Source organism: Pseudoxanthomonas sp. LARHCG66, from assembly GCF_052871755.1.
The window spans coordinates 221,874-245,225 of record NZ_JBIXJW010000003.1; the positions used below are offsets into that span (position 1 = coordinate 221,874).

19 protein-coding genes are annotated in these 23,352 nt (G+C 68.1%); 10 read left to right on the forward strand and 9 right to left on the reverse strand.

Going from position 1 to position 23,352, the window contains the following annotated elements:
* The 4 genes from ACIPRS_RS11180 to ACIPRS_RS11195 all read left to right on the forward strand — a co-directional run bounded on the left by ACIPRS_RS11180 (position 1) and on the right by ACIPRS_RS11195 (position 6,248).
* Positions 1 to 768 (forward strand): polysaccharide biosynthesis protein, encoded by a 768-nt coding sequence (locus ACIPRS_RS11180; RefSeq protein ID WP_192201488.1) that lies wholly within the window; start codon positions 1 to 3, stop codon positions 766 to 768.
* Positions 769 to 788: 20 nt separating this feature from the next.
* Positions 789 to 2,090 (forward strand): hypothetical protein, encoded by a 1,302-nt coding sequence (locus ACIPRS_RS11185; protein ID WP_446538604.1) that lies wholly within the window; start codon positions 789 to 791, stop codon positions 2,088 to 2,090.
* Positions 2,091 to 2,100: 10 nt separating this feature from the next.
* Positions 2,101 to 3,963, forward strand: coding sequence for a hypothetical protein (locus ACIPRS_RS11190; RefSeq protein WP_446538605.1), 1,863 nt, complete (start codon positions 2,101 to 2,103; stop codon positions 3,961 to 3,963).
* 272 nt (positions 3,964 to 4,235) lie between these two features.
* On the forward strand, positions 4,236 to 6,248 hold the full coding sequence (locus ACIPRS_RS11195; protein ID WP_446538606.1) for a hypothetical protein: 2,013 nt from the start codon (positions 4,236 to 4,238) through the stop codon (positions 6,246 to 6,248).
* A 9-nt stretch (positions 6,249 to 6,257) separates the two neighbouring features.
* On the opposite strand, the gene ACIPRS_RS11200 is transcribed toward ACIPRS_RS11195, so the two are convergent.
* The 9 genes from ACIPRS_RS11200 to ACIPRS_RS11240 all read right to left on the reverse strand — a co-directional run bounded on the left by ACIPRS_RS11200 (position 6,258) and on the right by ACIPRS_RS11240 (position 16,377).
* The gene (locus ACIPRS_RS11200) at positions 6,258 to 7,181 is read right to left on the reverse strand and encodes a glycosyltransferase family 2 protein (protein ID WP_446538607.1); all 924 of its coding nucleotides are present in this window, start codon (positions 7,179 to 7,181) and stop codon (positions 6,258 to 6,260) included.
* Between the two features lie 2 nt (positions 7,182 to 7,183).
* A complete protein-coding gene (locus ACIPRS_RS11205) occupies positions 7,184 to 7,975 on the reverse strand; it encodes a glycosyltransferase family 2 protein (RefSeq protein WP_446538608.1) in 792 nt (263 codons plus the stop codon).
* On the reverse strand, positions 7,972 to 9,159 hold the full coding sequence (locus tag ACIPRS_RS11210; RefSeq protein WP_337731898.1) for a hypothetical protein: 1,188 nt from the start codon (positions 9,157 to 9,159) through the stop codon (positions 7,972 to 7,974). The genes ACIPRS_RS11205 and ACIPRS_RS11210 overlap by 4 nt, the downstream gene beginning before the upstream one ends.
* A gap of 109 nt (positions 9,160 to 9,268) precedes the next feature.
* Positions 9,269 to 9,910: a polysaccharide deacetylase family protein gene (locus tag ACIPRS_RS11215; RefSeq protein WP_337731084.1), complete on the reverse strand. Its 642-nt coding sequence runs from the start codon at positions 9,908 to 9,910 to the stop codon at positions 9,269 to 9,271.
* 30 nt (positions 9,911 to 9,940) lie between these two features.
* Positions 9,941 to 11,092, reverse strand: a complete 1,152-nt coding sequence (locus ACIPRS_RS11220; protein WP_192201495.1) for a glycosyltransferase — start codon at positions 11,090 to 11,092, stop codon at positions 9,941 to 9,943.
* 7 nt (positions 11,093 to 11,099) lie between these two features.
* Complete coding sequence (locus ACIPRS_RS11225; protein WP_446538609.1) at positions 11,100 to 12,446, reverse strand: phenylacetate--CoA ligase family protein; 1,347 nt, start codon at positions 12,444 to 12,446, stop codon at positions 11,100 to 11,102.
* Positions 12,443 to 13,996 (reverse strand): oligosaccharide flippase family protein, encoded by a 1,554-nt coding sequence (locus ACIPRS_RS11230; RefSeq protein ID WP_337731086.1) that lies wholly within the window; start codon positions 13,994 to 13,996, stop codon positions 12,443 to 12,445. The genes ACIPRS_RS11225 and ACIPRS_RS11230 overlap by 4 nt, the downstream gene beginning before the upstream one ends.
* The gene (locus tag ACIPRS_RS11235; RefSeq protein WP_337731087.1) at positions 13,993 to 15,288 is read right to left on the reverse strand and encodes an O-antigen ligase family protein; all 1,296 of its coding nucleotides are present in this window, start codon (positions 15,286 to 15,288) and stop codon (positions 13,993 to 13,995) included. Before ACIPRS_RS11235 ends, ACIPRS_RS11230 begins: the two co-directional genes overlap by 4 nt.
* A 21-nt stretch (positions 15,289 to 15,309) precedes the next feature.
* Positions 15,310 to 16,377, reverse strand: coding sequence for a polysaccharide deacetylase family protein (locus tag ACIPRS_RS11240; protein WP_446538610.1), 1,068 nt, complete (start codon positions 16,375 to 16,377; stop codon positions 15,310 to 15,312).
* Positions 16,378 to 16,562: 185 nt separating this feature from the next.
* On the opposite strand from ACIPRS_RS11240, the gene ACIPRS_RS11245 reads away from it, so the two are divergent.
* The 6 genes from ACIPRS_RS11245 to ACIPRS_RS11270 are packed head-to-tail and all read left to right on the forward strand — an operon-like array spanning position 16,563 to position 23,346.
* Entirely contained in the window at positions 16,563 to 17,234 is a 672-nt protein-coding gene (locus ACIPRS_RS11245) for a hypothetical protein (RefSeq protein ID WP_446538611.1), read from the forward strand.
* 25 nt (positions 17,235 to 17,259) lie between these two features.
* On the forward strand, positions 17,260 to 17,871 hold the full coding sequence (locus tag ACIPRS_RS11250; protein ID WP_185742035.1) for a class I SAM-dependent methyltransferase: 612 nt from the start codon (positions 17,260 to 17,262) through the stop codon (positions 17,869 to 17,871).
* Positions 17,864 to 19,069, forward strand: coding sequence for a glycosyltransferase (locus ACIPRS_RS11255; RefSeq protein ID WP_446538612.1), 1,206 nt, complete (start codon positions 17,864 to 17,866; stop codon positions 19,067 to 19,069). The genes ACIPRS_RS11250 and ACIPRS_RS11255 overlap by 8 nt, the downstream gene beginning before the upstream one ends.
* On the forward strand, positions 19,066 to 21,126 hold the full coding sequence (locus tag ACIPRS_RS11260) for an NAD-dependent epimerase/dehydratase family protein (RefSeq protein WP_446538613.1): 2,061 nt from the start codon (positions 19,066 to 19,068) through the stop codon (positions 21,124 to 21,126). Before ACIPRS_RS11255 ends, ACIPRS_RS11260 begins: the two co-directional genes overlap by 4 nt.
* A gap of 4 nt (positions 21,127 to 21,130) precedes the next feature.
* A complete protein-coding gene (locus ACIPRS_RS11265; protein ID WP_446538614.1) occupies positions 21,131 to 22,252 on the forward strand; it encodes a GNAT family N-acetyltransferase in 1,122 nt (373 codons plus the stop codon).
* Positions 22,253 to 22,254: 2 nt separating this feature from the next.
* Positions 22,255 to 23,346 (forward strand): GNAT family N-acetyltransferase, encoded by a 1,092-nt coding sequence (locus ACIPRS_RS11270; RefSeq protein ID WP_446538794.1) that lies wholly within the window; start codon positions 22,255 to 22,257, stop codon positions 23,344 to 23,346.
* Positions 23,347 to 23,352 lie beyond the last annotated feature (6 nt).

Here is a 23,352-nt window from a genome sequence, read left to right on the forward strand (position 1 = left end):
ATGACCCAACACGCCACAATGGAAAAGCCAGTGACCCCGGACAACGACCGACTGCACGGCGTGCCCTACCGCGCCGATACCTCCCGCTCGCTGGCCCTGATGGACGAGCCCACGGCATTGACGCCACGCGAACTGGAAGAACGTCGCGTCATCCATCGCAACGATTCCGTGCGCGAACAGGCCGATGCGTTCCGCGAGCTGCGTACGCGGCTGCTCGCGCTGGGCGGCGAGCGCAACTTCGTCACCCTGGTGGCGCCGGTGAGCCACGGCTGCGGCGGCAGCTTCGTTGCCCGCAACCTGGCCACGGCGTTCGCGTTCGACGACACCAAGAGCGCGCTGCTGGTGGACTGCGACGCGCTGCACCCGACCCAGCACACCGCGCTGCGCGTGGATGCCGGGCACGGCGGGCTGATGGATTATCTGGATGACAGCGACACCGATCTCGCCCGCATCCTCTACCGCACCGGCGTGCCGCGCCTGCGCCTGATTCCGAGCGGCCGCCAGCGCGAGATGACCGGCGAAGCGTTCAGTTCGTTCCGCATGCGCGCGATGATGGATTCACTGCGCAGCCGCTACCCCGACCGCTACCTCGTCCTCGACAGTCCGTCGGTACTCGGTTCGCCCGATGCGCGCATCCTCTCCGAGCTCGCCGACCTGGTGGTCCTGGTCGCGGGCTACGGCAAGGTCACGCCGGAAAAGCTGGAGAAGGCCATCGGCAGTTTCCCGGCCGACAAGGTGGCCGGCGTGGTGTTCAACGAAATCCCGTGAAGCAGCCAAGGAGCATCGGCATGCGCGTCACCCGCCTTCGCGTTTCCGCCATCGCGGCCTCCGTGCTGGCCACGTTCTCCGGCCACGCATTCGCCGCGCGGGTCGATTACACCGTGGACCTCGGCATGGAGCACAACAGCAACGTGACGATGGTGCCGGCCGACCCTATCGAACAGCGCTACCTGCGCGCCGGCGTCGGCTTCAGCATCACCGAAAACATCTCGGCGCTGCAGCTGAGCCTGGACGGGCGCGCCGAGTACCGCGACTACGAGGACGACGTCTTCGCCGACACCGTCGATGGCACGCTCTCCGGCCGCATGAACTGGGTGGCCATTCCGCAGCGCCTGTTCTTCGTGGTGGAGGACAATCTGACGGTGCAGCCGGTGGACTCGCTGGTACCCGATGGCCCGGGCAACCGCCAGCAGGTGAACGTGTTCTCCGCCGGCCCGACGGTGCTGTTCAACTGGACGTCTTCGCTGCATGGGCAGGCCGAGCTGCGCTACGTGCACAGTGATGCCGAAGTGACCGACGAGTTCAATTCGCAGCGCCTCGCCGCCGCGGTCCGCACGATCAAGGAACTCTCGCCCACCAGCCGCGTGTCGTTGAACCTGCAGGCGCAGCGCGTGGACTTCGACGACGACATCGTGGCCCGCGACTACAACCGCTACGACATCTACGGACGCTATGTCCGCACGCTGGCCAACTTCGAGCTCGGCGCGGACCTGGGCTATTCGCGCATCGACTACCGGCAGGGCGAGTCGCGCTCCGAGCCGCTGCTGCGCGCGGATGCCGAGTGGAACCTGTCTCCGCACAGCCAGCTGATCGCGGCCGTGTCCAGCCAGTTCTCGGACACCGCGACAGATGCACTGACCGGCATCCAGTCCGAGGCCACAGTGCCGGAGAACGTCCTGACCGGCGACGCGGTGGTGAATGCCTCACCGTACGAGGTCCGCAGCATCGACCTCGGCTACCGGTACACGGGCACACGGTTGACCTTTTCCGTCACCCCGTACGCACAGAAGCGCGACTACGTGGATTCGGACACGTTCGACCAGAAGACGCGCGGCGCGCGCTTCGACCTGCAGTGGTTGATCCGTCGTTCGCTGACGCTGGGAAGCTACGCCACCTGGGAGCGGCTGGATTACACGCAGCTCAACCGCGAGGACGAGACCTCGCGCGTGGGCGCGAGCCTGGAATACCAATGGGCGCCCCGCTGGTCGGCGCGCCTGCACGCCGAGCGCTACAAGCGCGACAGCACCGACGTTGGCCAGAGCGTCTCGCAGAACCTGATCTACCTGAGCATCGCCTACTCCAACCGTTGAGGTGTCCGGCATGCGCGCCACGCCCTCCAGATTGAAGACGCATGGCATTCCCAGTGCAGTGTTGCTGACGCTGGCGCTGCTGGCAGCCGCCATCGGCCATTGCGGTGCAGCCGATGCACCGGAGGCGACCGCGGCGCAGGAGCCCCGCGCGACGCAGGCCTCCGCCGATGCGCCGCAGGCGACGGCCGCGCCTGCCCCCCCGCCGGCAACGGCAGGGACCGACCAGCTGAAGATCGACCTGACGTTCGTCGATCGCAGGTCGCCGGAGTACGGCCGCTTCCGCAACTGGGTGGACACCGCCGTGTCGGGCAGCCCGGGCTATGCGTTCAGCGCCAGCGACGCCGCCCTGATGTTCCTGCTCAGCGGCGGCGAGAAGTATTGCAAGCTCGCCGTCCGCATGGTGGAAAAGGAAGTCGCTGAAGCCGAGGCGGCGATTGCGGCCGGTTCGCGCCCCGCGATCGCCGGCGATTCGTACCTGGAGGTCGGTCCCCGCATCGCGGACCTGGCCATGACGCTGCACGCCTGCACCAGCATGATCGATGCCGCGCAACGGCAGCGCTGGTCCGCCCTTGCCGAGCAGGCGGTGTGGAACGTCTGGAACCCGGGCCGGGCGCAGTGGGGTGGACGCACCCACGCATGGACCGGCTGGTCCATCGACAATCCCGGCAACAACTACTACTACAGCTTCATCGAAGCGACCATGTACTGGGCGCTGGTCAGCGGCAGCAAGACCTGGATGGACGAGCTGAAGACACGCCGCCTGCCGCCGCTGAAGGCGTACTACGCCGAACTGCCGGGCGGCGGCAGCCGCGAAGGCACCGGCTATGGCGCTGCGCAGATGCGCCTGTTCGGCCTTTACCGCCTGTGGAAGGACAGCACGGGCGAGGACCTGGCCGCGGCCAGCACGCATGCGCGCGACAGCATTCCGTACTGGATACATGCCACGGTGCCCGCGCTGGATCGCTTCGCGCCGATCGGCGACCAGGCACGCAGTTCGATACCCGAACTGTTCGACTATCACCGCCGCCTGGTGCTGGAAGCGCGCCAGCTGACGACGGATGCCGATGCGCGCGCGATGTCGTCGTGGTGGCTGCGCAGCATCTCGGTGCCGCGCATGAGCCAGGGCTTCAACAGTCGCTATGACCTGTTGCCGGCCGGCGATGGCGGCGATCCGCCCCCGGCCCTGGTCTACCACGCTGAAGGTGCCGGCCACCTGTTCGCGCGCAGCGACTGGGGCAAGGACGCGATGTGGATGTCGTTCGTCGCCGGCCCCTACAACGAGAGTCACGCGCACCAGGAACAAGGCGGATTCACCCTGTTCGCACGCGACTGGCTGGCGGTGACCGAGAACATCTGGAGCCACAGCGGCATCCAGCAGGGCACGCCCGTGCACAACGTGGTGCGCTTCGAACGCGCCAATCCGGACGCGCAGCAATGCGCGGCGCCGCGCGGCGACACCGTGGTACACCAGTGCGAAACACCGCGCTCGCGCTCCCGCGTGACCGTGACGCCGCGGCCCGATGGCGGCATCACCGCGACGGCCGACCTGACCCCGGTGTATCGCGACAATCCGGCCCTGGAGTCCTGGCAGCGGCGCATCGAGTTCGGTGGCCGCAAGCTGCTGGTGCAGGACGATTTCCGGCTGGGCACGGGGACCCGTGCGATCTTCCAGGTCAATGTCCCGGAGCGCCCCACCGTCCAGGGAAACGAAGCCATCGCCGGGCGGCTGCGCATCCGCGTGCTGGAGCCCGCGAATGCGACGCTGCGTGTCCACACCTGGAGCGACGATGACGCGCAGGAGTTCAGGCGCGGCTGGCGGGTGGATGTCTCGGGCGGACAGACCGGCTACAAGGTGGAACTCAGCGAGAAATGACCCGGGTCGTAGCGGGCGACGCAAGCGCCGCAAACAGTGCGGCGCGTCGCAAAGCCGTCCTCACGGGCCCGTGACCTCCCCTGCCGCCGGCTGAACCAACCTGCGTTTCTGTGACCCAGCCCGTCCGTTTTGACGGAAGCCCCACGTTATGATCCGCCCGCCGTTGCGCGGATCGCATGTAGCGAGGGGGCGCTGCAGCGGGTAGTCACCAGCCTCGAGGGCTGTCGTCTTCCAATTCGTTCGTGCGCGGTTTTCTTGCCAGGAGAACCCCTTTGTCGCGCACGCCCGCTTCCCCCCGCCGCACCCGCCGGTTGCCCATCGCCCTGTTCCTGGGCGCCGCATCGCTTACTGCCTTGACCGCTGCCAGCGCCGCCGGCGGCCTGTTCGGGCTTCGTGCCCAGGCCTTCGCATCCCACGCCTGGATCCAGGCCGAAGATGACTTCGCCGAGTTGCGCCAGGATACCCGCGACCACGTCCTGCGCTTCTGGACGCGCGCTTCAGCCAATACCCGGCTCGCCCGTCGCGCACGCGAACGCGCTGCCGTCGGCACCCCCGGCACCAGCACGGCCAATCCCGTCGTTCTCACACCGGTTGCCCCCACCGTAGATTCAACCCCGGTCCTGAGCAGCGGCGGGCGGATCAGTTCGAATTCCTCCCGGCCACGGCTGGTGAACCTGCCCATGCCGGTGCCGGCGGTCGACAAGGCCTCTGCGGCCTACACCCGCTTCAAGGGCTGGGTGGATGCGGCCGTGGCCGGCAATCGCGGCTACGGCTTCAGTGCCGCCGAGGCCGCGCTGATGTACCAGCTTTCGCCCGAGGCCAAGTACTGCACGCTGGCTGTCAGCATGGTCGAGGCGCAGGTCAGCGCGGCGGAATCCGCGATCGCCGGTGGCGGCCGTCCTGCCGTGGCGGGAGATTCCTATCTCGAGGTCGGCCCGATGATCGCCGATGTCGCAGCCACCATGACCGCCTGCGGCGGCAGCATCACCGCCAGCCAGCGCACCCGCTGGTCCGCATACGCGGAACAGGCGGTGTGGAACATCTGGAACTACAACAACGCCCAATGGGGCGGTCGCAGCCATCCGTGGTCCGGCTGGTCGGTGAGCAATCCCGGCAACAACTACTACTACAGCTTCGTCGAAGCGACGATGTACTGGGCGCTGGCCAGCGGCAACAGCACCTGGTTCAACTTCCTCCGCGACAACAAGCTGCCTGCGCTGCAGACCTACTTCGCCCGGCTGCCCGGCGGCGGCAGCAGCGAGGGCACCGGCTACGGCACCTCGCACATGCGGCTGTTCTCGCTGTACCGCATCTGGCGCGATGCCACCGGCACCGACCTGGCCAACGCCAACAGCCATGCGTCCGACAGCATCCCGTATTGGGTGCATGCCACGGTGCCCACGCTGGACCGCTTCGCGCCGATCGGCGATCAGGCACGCAGTTCGGTTCCCGACATCTACGACTACCACCGCCGCCTGATGCTGGAGGCCCGTTCGGTGGCGACCAATCCGGTCGTGCAGAACCAGGCGACCTGGTGGCTCAACAACATCTCGATCGCGCGCATGGGCTCCGGCTTCAACTATCGCTACGACCTGCTGCCTGCCGGCACCACGGGCGCCGTACCGTCGGAGCTGGTCTACCACGCCCGCGGTACCGGACACCTGTTCGCGCGTACCGGATGGACGCGTGATGCGATGTGGCTGGCGATCGTGGCCGGACCCTACAACGAGAGTCACGCCCACCAGGACCAGGGTTCGTTCACGCTGTTCTCCGGCGACTGGCTGGCGGTCACCGCCAACATCTGGAGCCACAGCGGCATCAACCAGGGCACCGATGTGCACAACCTGGTGCGCTTCGTGCGCAATGGCACGGTGGCACGCCAGTGCGAATCCACCACGCGGGCCTCGACGCTCACGGTCAATCCCGGCAGCGGCGGCTCCTTCACCGCCGATGCCAACCTGACCCCGGCGTTCTGCAACAGCGACGCGGTCACCAACTGGCAGCGCAACTTCACCTTCGCCAACCGCCGCCTGACCGTCCGCGACAGCTTCAGCATCACCAGCGGCACCACCGCGACGTTCCAGGTGAACGTGCCGGTGGCGCCGACACTGGTGAACAGCCGCGAAGCCACGGCGGGCCGCCTGCGCGTACGCGTGCTGGAGCCGGCCAACGCGACGATCAACAGCAACTTCAGCTCGGGCAAGTACGTCGAGGATGGCGCGCGCTTCCGCATCGACGTGCAGGGCGGCACCACCGGCTATGTCGTCGAACTGAGCGAAATCTGACCTGCCCCGTCACGGGCAGGGGTGAGGCCGCCGCCCGCGCGCGCGCAGGCGGCGGCGCATGTCCAGCACGGGGATGGGCATGCAGCTGATCGACATCAGGCTGATGCGTTCCAGCGTGGGCCGTGCGACCAGCGCCGGCAACAGCAGGTGGCGTGCCGGCTGCAACCGGCGCGCATGGATCAGGTGGCGGGCGAACTCCGTGCGGATCACCCGCACCTTCCACGCCACCATCGCGGCAGGCAGCGACAACTGTTCGCCCAGCGTCTGCGCGTTGTGGATCTCCGCAGCGGCGCAGCGTTCGATACGACTGGTCAGGCTGCCTTCCACCGGCGTGTAACGGCCCACCAGGCCAGGGCAGGCTCGCACCCGCCAGCCTGCGTGCGCGATGCGCAACCACAGGCTGTAGTCCTCGGCACCGATGAGCTCGCGCGCTTCGAAGAAGCCGCCCAGGGTATCGAAGACTTTACGGCGCACCACGCTCATCGAGGTGCATATCCGGTTGCACCGCCACAGCAGGTCGAAATCCATCTCCGCCGGCAGCGCCAGGCGGTCCTCGCGCGCACTGCCATGCAGAAGACCGGCACGCGGATCCACCGCCAAGGGCATCTGTGCCTGCATCTTGTGCGGCAACCAGGTGTCGTCCGCATCCAGGAATGCCACCCATGCCGCCGATGTCGCGCGCACGCCCGCATTGCGCGCACTGGCGGGTCCGCCGTTGGGCTGTCGCAGCAGTTCGACGACGCCGCCATAACCCGCCACGATGCGCGCCATCTCGTCGCCATCGGGGGAGCCATCGTCCACCACCACGATCTGGCGCGGCGGCAAGGTCTGCGTCACGACACTGTCCAGTGCGCGCGCCAAAGTGGCAGCGGCCTGGTACGCCGGAATCACCACCGCGTAGTCCGGCATCGTCACGGGGGGAGACGATGCCATGGTCACGCCAGCCTTGAGACGGGACGTCGCTTGAGCAGCGCATGCGCGATGTAGTGCAGCATGCACCACGCCGACCGCGCCCAGGGCAGGCTCTCGATGTCGCGGTAGATCCGCCACTGCCAGCCGGCGGCACGCAACTTGTTCGACGACACCGAACCTTCGCGGACGAGGTAGTACGCCAGCGGCCGCTCATCCGGCACGCGTTCGGCATGGCCGGCACGTCGCACCCGATCCAGCCAGAACACGTAGTCTTCATGCCCCATCTTCTGGAACGCCACCTCGCCCAGCGAGCGCTCGTAGATGCCGGTCAGGTTGCCGATGCGGTTGCTGTAGAGCATGCCGGCATAGTCCACGCGCGCCGGGGGCAGCACGGTCGCCAATGGCCTGCCATCCTCGCCCACGCGCTGATAGGCGGTGTAGCACACGCGCACGCCGGTCCGCCGCATGTGTTCGAGTTGCAGGGCGAGCTTGTCGTGCGTCCACCAGTCGTCGCTGTCCAGGAACGCGACGTGGCTTCCGCGCGCGGCCTGCAGGCCCCGGTTGCGTGCAGCCGCGACGCCCCCGTTGGCCTGGTGGATCGCCACCACGCGCGGATCGCGTGCTGCGTACTCGTCCATGATGGCCGGCGAACCGTCGCGCGAGCCGTCGTTGACCAGGATCAGTTCCAGGTTCGCGTGGCCTTGCTGCAGGACCGAATCGATGGACCGGCGCATCGTGGCCTGCGCGTTGTACACGGGCATCACCACGCTGACCATCGGCGCATCCAGCGGGGCAGCTGGCGTAGCGTCCGTCACGCGGCCGCCTGCGCCATCTTGCCGCCGGCCCAGGATGCGCGCGGGGCCGGCAACGCATAGTCGCGGTAGGCACCGGGATTGCCCTGCATGCCCGCCTCTGCGGCCTTGACGATGTTGTAGGCCTCGCGCGCGGTGACGTAATGCAGCACGTACTGCTTGCCATCGTTGTAGGCGGATTCGAGATAGTCGTGCATCGCATCGACCGGCGGACCGAGCAGCGTATCGATATCGCCTTCCTGCGTGCCGTGGGTATGGATCTTCACGAACAGCCAGTCGGGCCTGCCCTGCACGTGCACGCCGGCGCGCACCCAGGCATCGACCCGTTGCGGCGTCGGCGGCTGGCCCCTGCGCACATCGGCATTCTCGATGCGCGGGATGATGCCCATGCGTCGATCCTTCCAGTTCAGGCCAAGCGGCCCCTGGATGAGCATCAGGTCGCCACTCGCCTGTCCGCCGACGCGGACCGGCACGCCCTGGTCGTGCGACTTCGGCGCGTGCGGATCGTCGGTGGCGTAGTAGATGCTGTTGATGGTGCTGGTCTGGGTGTCGCTGGGTGCGGAAGGCAGCGTGAAGTCCGCGTAGCACCCCAGCTCGCGCAGCAGGATCAGCTCGTTGTCCAGGCCGCACCAGCGGCCATCGGGCCGCGAATTGTCCAGGCACCAGTTGCCGTGGATGAAGCCGAAACGGAGTTCGCCCGTGGCCGGATCACGCGGCAGCGCGCCATGGCGTTCGTGCAGCACGCGGCAGAAACGCGACATACCTTCCTTGAAGTTGGCCTCGGTATCGTTGTCGTGGTGCAGGTGCACTTCGATCTCGCCATAGCCGTCTGTGCACAGCGCAGAGAGCTTGTCGAGATACTCCGGCACGTACTCCTCTTCGGGATAGAAGAAGCTGTGCTGGGGCGGCCGGCCATCCGCATCCCGGTGGCGTCCGGCCAGCGTGCGGTAGTCACGGCACCAGCGGTCCACGCGCTCGCGCTGCGTCGCTTCATCCGCGCCATGCCACATGGGCTCGAAGTGGTCGACGAAGCAGAACATCACGTGCACGGGCCCCTCCACGGCGCGCATGCGCGGGCGCCGCAGGTAGTTGCCGATCCAGAGTTCCATGTTGCGCGAACGCAGCAACTTCCAGACCGCCAGCACGGTCGCCAGGATCACGACGGCCAGCCCCGCCAGCCACATCACACCGTCCAAGCATCCCCCTGTCGTTGCCGGCGCGTGGTCGCGCCATCGTCACTCCAGAAAACGCGACAACGCGGATGCACCGGCCACCCCATGCCGGGGTGCGGCAAGGTCAATGCACGTGCGGCAGGGCGCGCAGATCGAATCCCTGGGCTTTCCATGCCGGGATCAGGCGACGCAGCAGTTCGAGCGAATGGTCGCTGTCGTCGTGCATCAGGATGATGTCGCCACCGCGCGGCGGATGGCGCCCGATCGTCTCCAGCAACTCCGGCACGGGACGGCGGCTGTAGTCCAGGCTGTCATACGACCAGTAGTCGATGCGGTGCCGGCGCCCCACCAGCCGCGCCAGCATAGGCACGCTCAACACGCCGCGGGGTGGACGGAATGCGTGGCGCGCGCGGCCATCGATGCCCTGCAGGAGTTTCTCGGTGCGATCGATCTCTTCCATCTGCTGCCCCAGCGTCAGCGATTCGAAGACCGGATGCGAGTACGAATGGTTGCCCAGCGTGTGCCCTTCCGAAGCGATGCGGCGCGCGAGTGCGTCGTGCCGTTCCACCTCGCGCCCCACCAGGAAGAAGCTGGCCTTGGCATCATGCTCCGCCAGCAGGTCCAGCAACGGCGGCGTATGGGCAGGATGCGGGCCATCGTCGAACGTCAGGTACAACGCGCGCCGCTCCCCGCTCGGGCCGGCGGTCGACAGCCAGCCGTTCGGCAGGAAGCGCAGCAGTTTCAGGCGTCGTGGACGTGGATTCATGGCGATCAGATTACCGGGAAGCGCAAAGTTTCATGAGATGCGTCCCTGCACGGCCATCGCACCGGATGACATGTCCTGGCCATCATCCTCGTAGAGGCCATGGTAACGCTCGGCCATGGTGCGGAACGAAGCTTCCGCCTGCGCCCACGCCTGCCCTGCCCGGCCCATCGTCGCGGCACGGTCGCCGCCGCGCAGCAGCGCGATCAACGCCGTGGCGAGCGCGGCCGCATCGCCCGACGGCACCAGCCGGCCGTTCACACCCTCGCGGACGATCTCGCGGTTGCCACCCACATCCGTGGCCACGATCGGAAGTCCGGCCGCGCACGCCTCCAGCAGCGCGATCGAATAGCCTTCGCTGGACGACGACAGCGCGAACACTTCCATGCCCATGAGCAGGCGCGGCACATCATGGCGGTCACCGAGGAACCTGACCGCGTCCGCCAGTCCGGCCTGCGTGGCCTGCGCCTCCAGCGCCTCGCGCAACGGGCCGTCGCCGACGATGGCGAGTACGGCTTCCGGCACCTGCATGCGCACCTTGGCGAAGGCGCGCAGCAACAACGCGTGGTCCTTCACCGGCTGCAGGCGCCCCACGGTTCCGATGATCCGGCTGCCCGCGGGCCAGCCAAGTTCGGTGGCAAGCGTCTGGCGTGCATCCGGGCCAGCGGAACGGAAGCGCTCCAGACGGATGCCGTTCGGCACCGCCAGCAGGCCATGCCGCGGATGCACGCCTTCTTCTGCGAAGCGCTCGCGTGCGGCTTCGCATACCGCGACGGCGTAGTCGGTGAAGCGCATGCTCTGCCGGTACAGCCATTCCTGGCGACCGCTGCGCGAGCGACCGCCCATGCCGTGGCGGGTGTTGATGCGGCACTTCACGGGCAAGCCCAGCGACGCCATCACCGCGTAGTAGTGCGCCATGGCGTTGTGCGTGTGGATGACGGCGTTGGGCGACTGCCGCAGCAACGCGCGTGCGCGACGCAGCGCGCGCAGGTCCAGGCCAGGCTGCTTGCCGCAGGCGTCTACCCGGACACCGCTGGCCAGCAGTTCCCTGGCCAGCAGGCCCAGCTTGAACAGGCAGATGACCCGGCACTGGTGACCCGCCTCGCGCTGGCTCGCGATCAGGTCCACCACGGTGCGTTCCAGCCCGCCCCGGTCAAGGTTCTCGACGAAATGCACGATCTCCACGCTCTTCCTACCCTCCAAGTTCCGACACGGTGACCCGCTGTTTGCCGCTGGGCGTCAGCGGGATCTCGTCCGTGAGGCGGAAGTTCAGGGCGACACTGTCGCCCACGACCTTGACCAGTTCGCTCCGCACATGCTCGATGATGCCGGCATCGAAGCCTGCGTCCGGCACGATCAGGATCTCGAATGCATCCAGTTGCTTCTGCACCACCTGGTAGCGCCGGATGCCGGTCGCGCCCAGGAAGGCATACACCACGTACTCGCCCGGCACGAACCGGCCATCACGGGTGCGCAACGCATCCAGCTTGCGTCCATCCACGCGCGCGAGTCGCGGCAGTCCGCGTCCGCAAGCGCAGCGGCCATGGCCGGGCGTGGCAAGGTCGCCATTGACGTAGCGGAGCAGCGGCATGCCCAGGTTGTGCAGGTCGGTGATCACGAGTTCGCGCGGCCCTTCCCCACCGGCACTTTCGCCATGGCCGAGTTCCACCTTCAGATGGTCCGCGTTGACGTGCAGACCATCGCGGTGCTCGCATTCGGCGGCGATCAGCATGAACTCGCGGCAGCCGTAGGTGTTGTAGGCCGGCGCGCCGAAGGCCTGTTCGATGCGCGTGCGCTGCGCGTCATGCAGCGCCTCGGCGGCACCCAGGATGCGCAGCGGCGCATGCAACCGGCGACCGCTGGCGATCAGCCAGTCCGCCATCTCCACGATGGGCGCGACGTAGGACACGATGGTTTCGGGCCGGAAACGGTCGATCGCATCGGCGTACTCCGCCATGCGCGTGCGGTCCATCTCGAAGGCATTGAGCATGCGGCGGTTGAAGGCGCCGTGGTACAGGAGGTCCTTGCGCTTCTGCGCGCCGAGCGGCGTGCCCCACAGGTAGAGGGTGCGCTGCCCCAGCCGTGCACCGGCCCATCCGTAGCCACGCCACATGATCGCGACGCGGCGCTCATAACTATCGCGCGTGTAGCCGAACTTCAGGGGTTCGCCGGTCGAGCCGCCGGTGGTCTTGTAGAGCAGGCCGGCCCGCTGCGGGCCGGCGATCAAGCGCTCGAAATTGGCGCGGATCGTGGGCTTGTCCAGCACGGGTAGCCGGGCGTAGTGCGCGGGATCGCGGATGTCCTCCGGCGCGGCAATGCCAAGCCCGGCCCAGGTTTCCCGGTAGTAGGGCACGTGCTCCCAGCAATGGCGCAGCAGGTGTTGCAGCTTCTGCCACTGGAGCGCATCGATCTGCTCCGGCGCCAGCCATTGCTGGCGCTCGTACTCGCGCAGGTACGACAGCGTCTTGCGCCCGCGCAAGCCGGATTCGTACGCGGGGAAAAGCACGTGGCGGAACAGGGGTTCGTAGAGACCCGTCATGAGGCGCCTTCCCCCGCACGTTCGTGGGCCCACGCCAGCAGGCGCGCGCCCATGCGCGGACGACCCGCGGCGAAGCGGCGGTGCAGCAGTTGCAGGTGCTCGATGTCGTCGCGGCTCCAGCAGCGCAGCAGGAGCGTGAACAGCGCATACGACAGCACCAGCAGCACGCCCCCCAGCAGGACCGCCGCCCAGGGCACCAGATGCCCCCGCAACGGCCACGCCAGCGCCGCTGCCAGCGCGCCCGCCAGCAGCACGCGCCCCAGCGCGCCCCAGGCCAGCCGTGCGTGGCTGACCCGGATCGCAAGCGAGATGTACAACGTGGCGTTCACCAGGGCCACGGTGAGGTAACCGATCACCGCGCCCACCAGGGCGAAGTGCGCGATCAGCACGGCGGACAGCGTCAGCTTCAGCACGCCGCTGGTCACCGCCAGCACCAGGATGCTGCGCTGCCGGTCCGCGCTGACCAGCATGCTGGAGGCCCCCTGCGCCATCGTGGTCAGGCACGTGGCGAACAGGCAGGCGGAGAACAGCGGGCCCGCCGCCCAGTATTCGGGTCCGTACAACAGGTGGATCACGTCGTCGCCGAACACCAGGCCGAACGCCATCAGCGGCGTCGCCAGCAGCGACAGGTAATGCGTGGTGCCGGCGAAGCGCCGCGCCGCGACTTCCCTGCCCTGGCTGAGCGCGCTCGCCATCATCGGCAGCAGCAGCGCACCGAACACCCCCGGCACCAGCGCCGCCGCGCCGACCGCCAACTGGTAGGCCACCTTGAACTGGCCGGCATCGTGACTGTCCGCGTACAGGTTGAGGAACATCACCTCCACCTCGCTGGCCACCAGGAAGCTGACCGACACGGTCAGCGCCGTCCAGCGCATGTGGTGGCCGATGCGCGCACGCAGTGTCGGCGGCAGCACCACGCCGGGCTGGCGTGGCGGAAGCAGCGGACGGATCTGCCGCAGCGACACCACGTAGAAGACGATGCCCGACAGCGAGAACACCGCCAGCAGCCATTCCACCGGCGCGTCCAGCTGCCACGCCGCGATGACGAGCAGCAGGTTGATGGGGGTGGACACCAGCGCCACGATCGCGGTGGCGCGGAAGTTCTCGAAGCCCTTCGCCACCCCGATGTTGAACATGTACGACGAGCGCAGCACCACGCCGAGGATCAGGAACCCCAGCAGCAGCGTGTGGTTCATGCCGGGCGCGACATGGTCGCCGGCGAAGATGAACAACGCGGCGCCCGCCAGCAGCACGAACAGCATGAACACCCGCTGCGCGCGCCGCAGGTAGGTGAGCACGTAGGGGATCTGTTCGAGGTGCCCGGATCCGCGCAGTTCGGCGATGAACTTGATCGCCGCACTGGCCGTGCCCGAGTTGGTGGTCGCCACGCCCATCGCCACCAGCCAGATCACCAGGCTGTAGGTGCCGAAACCCTCCGGTCCCAGGTGCCTGGCGATGATGATCGACGTCAGCATGCCCAGCACGTACTCGGTGTACATGCCCACCGAGGAGAACAGGGTGTTGCTGAGCGTGCGCGAGCGGGAGTTCATGCCAGGGCCAACAGGACCTTCACGGTCAGATACAGCCCGATAACGCCGATTACGGCAATAAGGGGCCAGCGGATGATGTCCCTGTCGAGCGAGAACTGCGGCAGGCTGGGGTACGTGGACCGCATGCGCGTGTAGTGGCCGACGACCAGCGCGACCAGCAGGTACAGGATGATCACGTAGCTGCGGCTGAGGAAGAACGCCGCCGTGAAGAAGCCGGTCAGCGACAACAGCAGGCTCAGGCTCAAGGCCTTGTCGGTCCTCCATTCCTTCAGCGCGATATCGTCGGGCACCTCGAGCGGCACGTCGTCGATGATGTCGTCGCCGCGGTTCACGATGGCCAGCATCATGCGGAAGCAGTAGCCCACGATCGCCAGCCAGACGGTGAAGCCCACGATGCCCGTTTCCGCGAGCACCAGGACGAAGGAGTTGTGCGCCGTCAGTTCATGCAGGTCCGAGTAGCCGCCGGCACCGATGCCGAACACAGGGCTGCCGATGAACATCTGGATGCCCTCGTACCACGATTCGACGCGTCCCATCGCGGAGGCTTCGGACACATCCATTTCCTGCATGCGCGAGGGCAGCATCATCAGCCCTCCCAGTGCGCCGGCGCCCATCAGGCCCGCCAGGAACAGGCCGCGCGTGCGCCAGACGTACACGCCCAGCATCGCCACCAGCGCCAGCAGCGTGCCGCGCGAATTGGTCAGGTAGCAGCCCCAGACCAGCAACACGATGGCGGTCCACCAGAACAGCCGCTTCAGCCCCAGCCAGCCACCCTGTGCGCTCAGATAGAAGGCCATCGGCAGGCACATCACGAACAGCATGCCCAGGTCGTTGGGGTCGTTGAAAATGCCCACGTACTGGATGCGCGTGCCCTGCGAGAGCTCGACGCCGGTCCAGCCGATGCCCGTGCTGGCCTGGTCGATGCCGTGCACCGCCAGCACCGACGCACACACGATGAACACCCCCATCGCCACCTGCATGCGCTTGCGCGTATCCACGGCATTGGCGAGCAGCACGTAGGCCAGCAGCACGGGGGCGAACACGAAGAACACGAACAGCGCACCGCCCGCCCAGCCGTTCACCACCTTGGACACCATGGCGATGAAGAGGAAGATCGGGATCAGCAGGTACTGCGGCTGGTTGAACGACTTGCGCTGCGAGAACACCCACAGGCCCGCCGCCAGCACCAGCGCGATGGACTGCAGGGGCGGGCCGGGCGATTCGGCCACCGCCGGGTAATCCTGTGGCCTGATCAGCACCAGGATCAGGTACACCAACAAGAAAAAGAACATGGTCCCCTGTCGCTCCCTGCCTCAGCCCGTGCGCAGCCGCGAGGCGTAGGTGAACAGCTCCGGCAGCGCCATCATCGCCTGGAACCACGGCATGTCCATGTGCCGTTCCACCGGCAGGCGGGGCAGCGAGAACTGCGTGCCCGGCCCCAGCCGGCCAACGCCGGCCACGTAGCTGCACGCCAGCCCGAAGCCCGCTGCGCGAACCGCCTCGACCGTGTCGTGGTTGAACGCATCGGGCCCACCCACGGGATACGAGATGACCCGCGCGGGCACGCCCAGTTCGCGCTCCAGCGCGATCTTGGATTCGCGTACCTCGCCCACCATGCGCTCCAGCGGCAGCTTCGCCAGCATGCGGTGGTCCACGCCGTGCGACCCGATCTCCATGCCACCACGCTGCATCTCGCGCAGCTGGTCCCAGGTCATGGGCCGGCAATCCGGGTGACCCACGGTGCGCGGGATGCCCCAGGTGGTTTCCAGCCGGGCGACCAGTGCCGCCTGCTCGTCGTCATCCAGCAGCTTCACCCGGTACAGCAGGTCGGAAGCCTGGCGCCGGCGCTCCGTCAGTGTGGCTTCCAACCCCCAGTCGATACCCAGTTCGGGCACCTGCAGGCGCGCGCCGTCGGGCACCGAGCACAGCATGTGCACCAGCCAGTCGTACGCGTACGGCCGCCCGGAATCGATGTGGCCCGTGGACACGAAGAACATCGCCGACATGCCCAGGTCGCGCAGGATCGGGAACGCGATGCGGTAGTTGTCGTCGTAGCCGTCGTCGAAGGTGACCAGCGTGGCTCCTGCGGGCAATGGCCTGCGGCGGTCGAGATGGTCCAGCACCTCGTCGAAGCGCATCGGCACGAAATTCGCCTTCAGGTGCTGCATCTGCTGGCGGAAGACGTCCGCGGACGCGCTGATCAACTCCGGATCGAAACTGAAACCCTTCGGGTCGGACGACTCCAGCACGCGGTGATACGCCAGCACGCGCACTTCTCCGTGCGCCCCCGGCCTCACGCGCTTCAGCAATGGCAGCGCGCCAAGCCGATGGCACCAGCGTGCCAACAGCTGCCGGCGCCCCACGCGCGCCGCGACGCTCATCGATGATCCCCTGGTCATCATCATCCGCAGTTCGGCAACCTTGCCTGTGCTGGTGAATACGTAGAAAGCCGGCGCGCGCGGCCAGCCCCTGGACTGGCCGGATCGCGCCCCGGAACGCGTATAGCTGGGAAAGCAGACATCACGCGCCAAGAAGGCGCCGACGGCGATACAGGGGCGCGTCACCAATGTCGGACGATACCGACTTCGTCAGCATGTACGAAGAGCTGGGGCTGGACGCGGAATGCGGCATGGCCGCGTTCAAGCAGGCCTATCGCCGGCGCGTGGCGGCCCTGCACCCGGACATGCAGGGCGATGCCTCGGACCTGCCGCGACTGCAGCGCCTGAATCGCCTGTACGAAGCGACCCTCGACTTCCACCGCGTGCATGGACGGCTGCCGGGCGCCTCCGCACCCCGGCGCAGCATGCACGCCCCGGCCCAGGCCGAACCCGTCGCCCACGACATGCCCGCGTACGACGAAACACCCGCGCCGCCCCGTTCACGCCGCTACCTGCTGATCGGCGCCCTGGTCGCCGCGTTGCTGTACTGGCTGGGCGCCAACCGCACCGCCATCCCCACCCTCGATCCCGCCGGCCCCGGCGATGCCTCCGCCGCGGCATGGCAGCCACGCGCCGCGCGGCAGCTCGAACTGGGCATGGACACCGGGCAGGCGCGCAGGATCCTGGGCGAGCCGACAACCGAGCATGCTGCGCGCTGGCATTACGGCCCTTCGTGGGTCGACATCGAATGCGACAGGATCACCGGCTGGTACAGCGCACCTTCGCGTCCGCTGCCCGCAGGACGTGACTCCGCGCACCAGGCAACCGAGGGCCCACGCGGCCCGGCCGCGTGCGGCTGAGCGGACAAGGAAAGAGGACACGCGAATGTGGAGTGATACCGCCCGATTGCTGAAGAAGGCCCAGCGTCGCCTGTGGATGAAATATGCGCTGCGCGGCGTGGGCGGCAACGACAACCATGCGCGCCTGGATCTGGCCTATCGCGTCGAGGATCCATGGAACATGGACTCGGCCATGGAGCGCACGCGCTTCGAAGCCACCAACCGTGTCATCGAGCAGGCGTTCGGGCGCGTGGGTTCGGTACTCGAGATCGGATGTGGCGAAGGACACCAGACCCAGCATCTGGCCCGCCTCAGCGACGAACAGTACGGCCTGGATGTCAGTGCTGCCGCGGTGGAACGCGCGCGCCTTCGCCTGCCGCAGGCGCACTTCGCCGCCGCCGACCTGTTCCAGCAACCGTGGGGCGACGAACGCCACCGTTTCGACCTCGTCACCGCCTGCGAGGTGCTCTACTACCTGAGCGATCCTGCGGCCACGATCGCCCGCATGCGCCATCTCGGCCGCTGCGGCCTGGTGACGTTCTTCGCGCCGGCGTGCGGTCGCGTGGGGCCGCACGTCGAGGCCATTCCCGGCCTGCAGAAGACCTGGATCCATCATGGCGGCACCGCCTGGCTCATCGGCTGGTGGCGTGATGAGTGATCCGTCCACCGCGCTGCAGGGGCGCGGCGTGGTCTATTTCGGCAACGACTGGAACGCGGAGAACCGCACCAGCAGCCATCACGTCGCCACGCGCCTGGCGAACCGCATGCCCGTACTCTACGTGGACTCCCCGGGCATGCGGGCGCCCAACACCTCCGGGCGCGACCTCAAGCGCGCATGGCGCAAGCTGGCCGCCGCGCTGCGGCCGCCGGTACCGATCCGCGAGGGCTTCTGGCATTGCACCGTGCCGCAGCTGCCGTTCCGGCGCATTCCCGGCGTGGAGCTCTTCAACCGGCTCTTCAGCCGCTGGGCCGTGCGTCGCGCGCTGCGCATGGTCGGCATCACCCGTTACCTGTCGTGGTTCGTCGTCCCCCACCCGGGCTTCCTCGCGCACCGCCTGGGCGAGGACTTCTGCGTGTACTACTGCATCGACGACTATGCAGCGCATCCCGGCGTGGATGCCGACCTGATCGGTCGCCGCGACGAGGCGCTCAGCCGCGAGGCCGACCAGCTGTTCGTCGCGCCACCGTCGTTGCTGCCCCTCAAACAGGCGCTCAACCCCACGGCCACGTACGCCCCGCACGGCGTGGACCTCGACCTGTTCCTCACCGCGCGCATGCCCGACACGCCCGTGGCGGAAGGCGCACGCGACCTGAAGGGGCCCGTGGTCGGCTACATCGGCTCGATCCACGAATGGATCGACATCGAGCTGATCGCATGGCTGGCGCAACAGCGCCCGCAATGGAGCTTCCTGCTGGTCGGCCATCCGGCGGTCGATGTGTCTTCGCTGCGGGCACTGCCCAATGTGCGGCTGGCCGGCCCCCAACCCTACCCCACGCTTCCGCAATGGGCGAAGGCGTTCGACGCCGCCATCATCCCGTACCGGATGAACCGCCAGGTCGCCAACGCCAACCCGCTCAAGCTGCGCGAGTACCTGGCCACCGGCAAGCCCGTGGTGAGCACGTACAACCCCGAGATCGCGAAGTTCGCGCAGTGGGTCCGCATTGCGGAAGACCGGGGCGGCTTCCTCGCCGCCCTCGAGCAGGCACTGCGCGACGACAGCCGCGAGGCCGCCGACGAACGCGTCGCCGCCGTGGCGGCGCAGACCTGGGACCGCCGGGTCGAGGACGTGCTGGCCACCGTGACCCACGCGCTCGATCACCGACCACATACCTCCATGATGACCCCTGCCCCATGACCGTTCCCGCTTCCACCCGCCTGCGCGTTGCCATCGTCGGCGCGGGCTATGTCGCCACCCATCACCTCGCCGCCCTGGCCGAGCTGGATTTCGTCGACGTCGTCGGCATCTGCGACCCGAACCTCACCGCGGCGCAGGCGCTGGCCGACCGCTTCAAGGTGCCGCGCGTCGCGGCCCATCTGGACGAACTGGCGGACCAGCGTCCCCAGGCGGTCTATGTGCTGACGCCGCCCGCCTTCCATGCCGCCATCGCCCTGCGGGCGATGGACATGGGCTGCCATGTGCTGGTGGAAAAGCCGATGGCCGATACGGTGGCCGATTGCGAGGCGATGATCGCCGCCGCGCGCACGCGCAAGCTGCAACTCGGCGTGAACCACTCCGACCTCTTCGATCCCGTGCTCATGCAGGCCATGCAGGCCGTGCGCGATGGACGCATCGGCGACGTGGTGTCGGTGGAGATCGTGCGCAACTCGGAATATCCGCCGTATGCCGGTGGCCCGCTGCCGGGCTCGGTCACCCAGGGCTCGTATCCGTTCCGCGACCTGGGCGTGCATGGCCTGTATACCCTGGAAGCCTGCCTCGGGCCGGTGCGCGAACTGCGGGTGGATTGCCAGGCCCGCGGCACCGACCCCAACCTGCACTTCGACGAATGGCAGGCGCATGCGATGGCGCGCGATGGCGTGGGCCGCCTGCTGCTGTCGTGGAACGCCCGGCCGATGGAGAACCGCGTGTTCGTGCGCGGCACGCGTGGCACGATCGAGGTGGACCGCTTCCTGCAGACATGCCGCATCCATCGGGTGCTGCCCGGGCCGAAGTTCATCGGCATCGTGATCAACGCCTTCGCCAGTGCATGCAAGGACGTGTTCCGCGTGCCATGGAACGTGGTGCGGTTCGCCACCGGCATGCTCAAGCCGTCACCCGGCATCCGGCGGGGCGCGGCGGAGTTCGCACGCGCCGCGCGCGACAATGCATCTCCTCCCTTCACGGGCGAGGACGCGTTGCGTATCGCGCAGCTGCTGGAACCGGTCTGCGCAGACCCTGATGCTGAGCGCATCGCGCTGCTGGAAGCGCGCTACGCCGCGCTTCCGCCGGCGGACGTGCTGGTCACCGGCGCCGCCGGCTTCCTCGGCAAGCGCGTCGTCGCACGCCTGCGCGAACAGGGCAGGACGGTGCGCGTGCTGGTGCGTCGCCCGGTGGCGGCTTTCGCGCAGGACAAGGATATCCAGACCGTCATCGGCGACCTGGGCGACCCGCGCATCGTGCGCCATGCCGTCGACGGCGTGCCGCTGGTCTACCACGTGGGCGCCGCGATGCGTGGTGGACCGCGCGACTTCGAGGCCGGCACCGTCTGGGGCACGCGCAACATCGTCGATGCCTGCGTCGACGCTTCGGTGAAGCGGCTGGTGTACGTCAGCTCGATGAGCGTGTTCGACCACGCCGGGCGCGACGTGAACGCGGTGATGACCGAATCGTCGCCGCTGGAGCCGCATCCCGACTGGCGCGGTGCCTACACCCAGACCAAGCTGTCGGCCGAACGCATGGTGCTGGATGCGGTGGCGCAGCGGGGATTGCCCGCCATCGTCGTGCGTCCTGGCCAGATATTCGGGCCCGGCGCCGAGAAGGTCACCCCGAACGGCGTCATCGCCCTGGCCGGTCGCTGGGTCGCCGTCGGCGACGGCGCGCAGGCCTTGCCGCTGGTGTACGTGGACGACGTGGTGGACGCACTGCTGTGCGCGGCCGACGCACCGGCACCGGCGCACCCGCTGTTCAACGTGGTGGACACCTCGCACATCACCCAGGCCGACTACCTGGCCCGCTGCACGCGGAAGTTCGGCGACGAAGTGAAGGTCGTGCGGGTTCCGCGCTGGATGTTCATGACGCTGGGCTTCGGCGTGGAGCAACTGGGCAGGATCCTGCGCCGCGACGTGCCGCTGACACGCTATCGCGTGCGCTCGCTGCGGCCGTTGGCGAACTTCGACACCACGGCCGCACGCACCGGCCTGGGCTGGACCCCGCGGGTGGGCGTGGAGAGGGGACTGGATGCGACGTTCGGGTGACAGCGTGACGCCGTCTGCCCGGTATGACGTGCGGGTGGAGCCGCTGCCCCCGCTGGACCTGCTGGAAACGCAATGGCGGGCCCTCGAGCAGCAATCGCGTGGCAGCTTCTTCCAGAGCTGGATGTGGATCGGCACCTGGCTTCGTACCCTGTGCCCGCTGCGGCGCGCGCGCCTGCTGTCGGTGCATGTCGAGGGCCGTGTGGTCGGCCTGGGTATCGTGGTGGAACAGCGGCGCTGGTTCGCATTGGGGCTCAAGCATGTGCGCCTGCACCAGGTCGGTGATCGCGTGGCGGACAGCATCACCGTCGAGTTCAATGGCGTGCTGTCGCTCGCGGGACACGAGGACGATGTGCTGGTCGCCTGCGTCGACCACTTCGAACGCCGTGAGCGCCACTGGCTGACCCTCTACCTGCCGGGCATCGACATGGACGCGCTCCCGCTGGAGCGATTGCGCTCACCGCGCCTTCGCCTGCAGCGGACCAGCAGCGCGACCCCGTATGTCGATCTGGCCGGCCTGCGCCTGGGCCACCAGGATTACGTCACCACCGTGCCGGGCAGCCGCACGCGCGCCAACCTGCGCCGCACGGCTCGCAAGCTGATCGACCAGTTCGGCCCACTGGCCTGCTGCACGGCGGTGACGCTCGCCTACCGGCTGGAATTCTTCGACGAACTGGTCCGTCTGCACCAGGCGCACTGGGACGAGGATTCCGGCGAACAGGGCGCGTTCGCCGATCCGCGCATCATCGCGTTCCACCACGCCCTGATCGCGGCCTCCACGCAGGAGACCGGCGTCCATCTCATGCGCCTTGAGGCGGGCGGCACCATCGTGGGCTACCTGTACCACCTGGTCTGGCGCGGCATCGCGTATTTCTACCAGGCCGGCATCAACTACCGGCAGATCGGCGGCACGGGAAGCCCGGGACTGCTGCTGCTCAGCACGGCCATCAACGAGTTCGCCGGCCATGGCTTCGACCGCTACGAACTGATGGCCGGCAACGCCGAGTACAAGCGCTCACTGGCCATGGCCGAAGGCCGCATGGCATGGCTGTCGGTGGACCGGGTGGGTTGGCGTGCACGCATCGTCGACCTGTACCGCCGCCGGCATGGCCAGGAGGTCCTGCCGTGAGCATGTTGCGCACGCGGCTGCGGACGCTCGACGAACTCACCGCGGCCGACTTCGAAGCCTGGGACGGATTGGCGCGTGCCACTGCGGCCTCCGTGCCCTTCCTGCTGCCGGGTTTCGTGCAGGCGGCCGCACGCTGGCTGACGCCGGATGCGCCTCCGGTGGTACTGACCATCGAGCGCGGAAGCGATCTGCTGGCGTTGACCTGCCTGCAGCGACGCGCCGCCAATCTGTTCGTGCCGGTGCCGCACTGGCGCGCGTATCGGCATCTGCATGCGTTCCAGTCCGGCATCCTGCACCTGCCGGGCGAGGCCGGCGCCATCGCCGGGGCTTTCGCCCGCCTGATGCACCGGGGCAGTTGGCGCGAGCGCGCGATCGTGTGGCACAACGTCGCCGCCGACGGCGAACTGTGGGCGGCGTTGCGCGAGGGAACCGGACTGCGCTGGAGCCAGACCGGCTTCTCGCGCAGACCGGTACTGCGCCGCATTCCGGGTGATGTGCCGGCCGCCGCGCGGGTCCGGCCGAACGTGGCGAAGGACCTGCGTCGACGGTCGCGTCGACTGCAGGAACGCGGCGATGTCAGCCTGCGCATCCTCGAAGGGCGTGAGGCCGATTCCCATGCGGCCAGCCGCCACCTGACCCTGGAGGATGCGGGCTGGAAGGGCGCACAGGGCAGCTCGATGCTCGCATCCGGCGCGGAGCGCACGTTCTTCCTGGAAGCCAGCGCGCGCCTGGCGGATCGCGGCCACATGGTGTTCGTGGAAACGCTGTGCGGCGACCGCGTGGTGGCGTCCAGCAGCAACCTGCTGTGCGGCAATGCATTGAGCGGATTCAAGACGGGCTGGGATGCGGACTTCGCCAACGCCAGCCCCGGCAAACTCAACGAATGGCACCTGCTGCAGGCCCTGGACGGGCGATGGCCCGGGCTGGCCCTGTTCGACAGCCAGGCCCACGAAGATTCCTACATGGGCGAGTTGCTGCCCGACCGCCAACCCATGGCCTCCGGCATCCTGCACGCAGGCGGGCTGCCGCGCGGATTGATCGCGGCGGCGCGCCCGTTGCGCCCGCTCGCGTACAGGCGGGGACACGACAACTGACGCCGC

Excerpts from the sequence above, each read along its gene's own strand:
- ACIPRS_RS11245 (WP_446538611.1), top strand. The coding sequence starts at position 16,563 with ATGTCGGACGATACCGACTTCGTCAGCATGTACGAAGAGCTGGGGCTG.
- ACIPRS_RS11215 (WP_337731084.1), bottom strand. The coding sequence starts at position 9,910 with ATGAATCCACGTCCACGACGCCTGAAACTGCTGCGCTTCCTGCCGAAC.
- ACIPRS_RS11230 (WP_337731086.1), bottom strand. The coding sequence starts at position 13,996 with ATGAACTCCCGCTCGCGCACGCTCAGCAACACCCTGTTCTCCTCGGTG.
- ACIPRS_RS11235 (WP_337731087.1), bottom strand. The coding sequence starts at position 15,288 with ATGTTCTTTTTCTTGTTGGTGTACCTGATCCTGGTGCTGATCAGGCCA.
- ACIPRS_RS11225 (WP_446538609.1), bottom strand. The coding sequence starts at position 12,446 with ATGACGGGTCTCTACGAACCCCTGTTCCGCCACGTGCTTTTCCCCGCG.
- ACIPRS_RS11250 (WP_185742035.1), top strand. The coding sequence starts at position 17,260 with ATGTGGAGTGATACCGCCCGATTGCTGAAGAAGGCCCAGCGTCGCCTG.
- ACIPRS_RS11200 (WP_446538607.1), bottom strand. The coding sequence starts at position 7,181 with ATGGCATCGTCTCCCCCCGTGACGATGCCGGACTACGCGGTGGTGATT.
- ACIPRS_RS11185 (WP_446538604.1), top strand. The coding sequence starts at position 789 with ATGCGCGTCACCCGCCTTCGCGTTTCCGCCATCGCGGCCTCCGTGCTG.
- ACIPRS_RS11190 (WP_446538605.1), top strand. The coding sequence starts at position 2,101 with ATGCGCGCCACGCCCTCCAGATTGAAGACGCATGGCATTCCCAGTGCA.
- ACIPRS_RS11180 (WP_192201488.1), top strand. The coding sequence starts at position 1 with ATGACCCAACACGCCACAATGGAAAAGCCAGTGACCCCGGACAACGAC.
- ACIPRS_RS11270 (WP_446538794.1), top strand. The coding sequence starts at position 22,255 with ATGTTGCGCACGCGGCTGCGGACGCTCGACGAACTCACCGCGGCCGAC.
- ACIPRS_RS11240 (WP_446538610.1), bottom strand. The coding sequence starts at position 16,377 with ATGAGCGTCGCGGCGCGCGTGGGGCGCCGGCAGCTGTTGGCACGCTGG.
- ACIPRS_RS11255 (WP_446538612.1), top strand. The coding sequence starts at position 17,864 with ATGAGTGATCCGTCCACCGCGCTGCAGGGGCGCGGCGTGGTCTATTTC.
- ACIPRS_RS11260 (WP_446538613.1), top strand. The coding sequence starts at position 19,066 with ATGACCGTTCCCGCTTCCACCCGCCTGCGCGTTGCCATCGTCGGCGCG.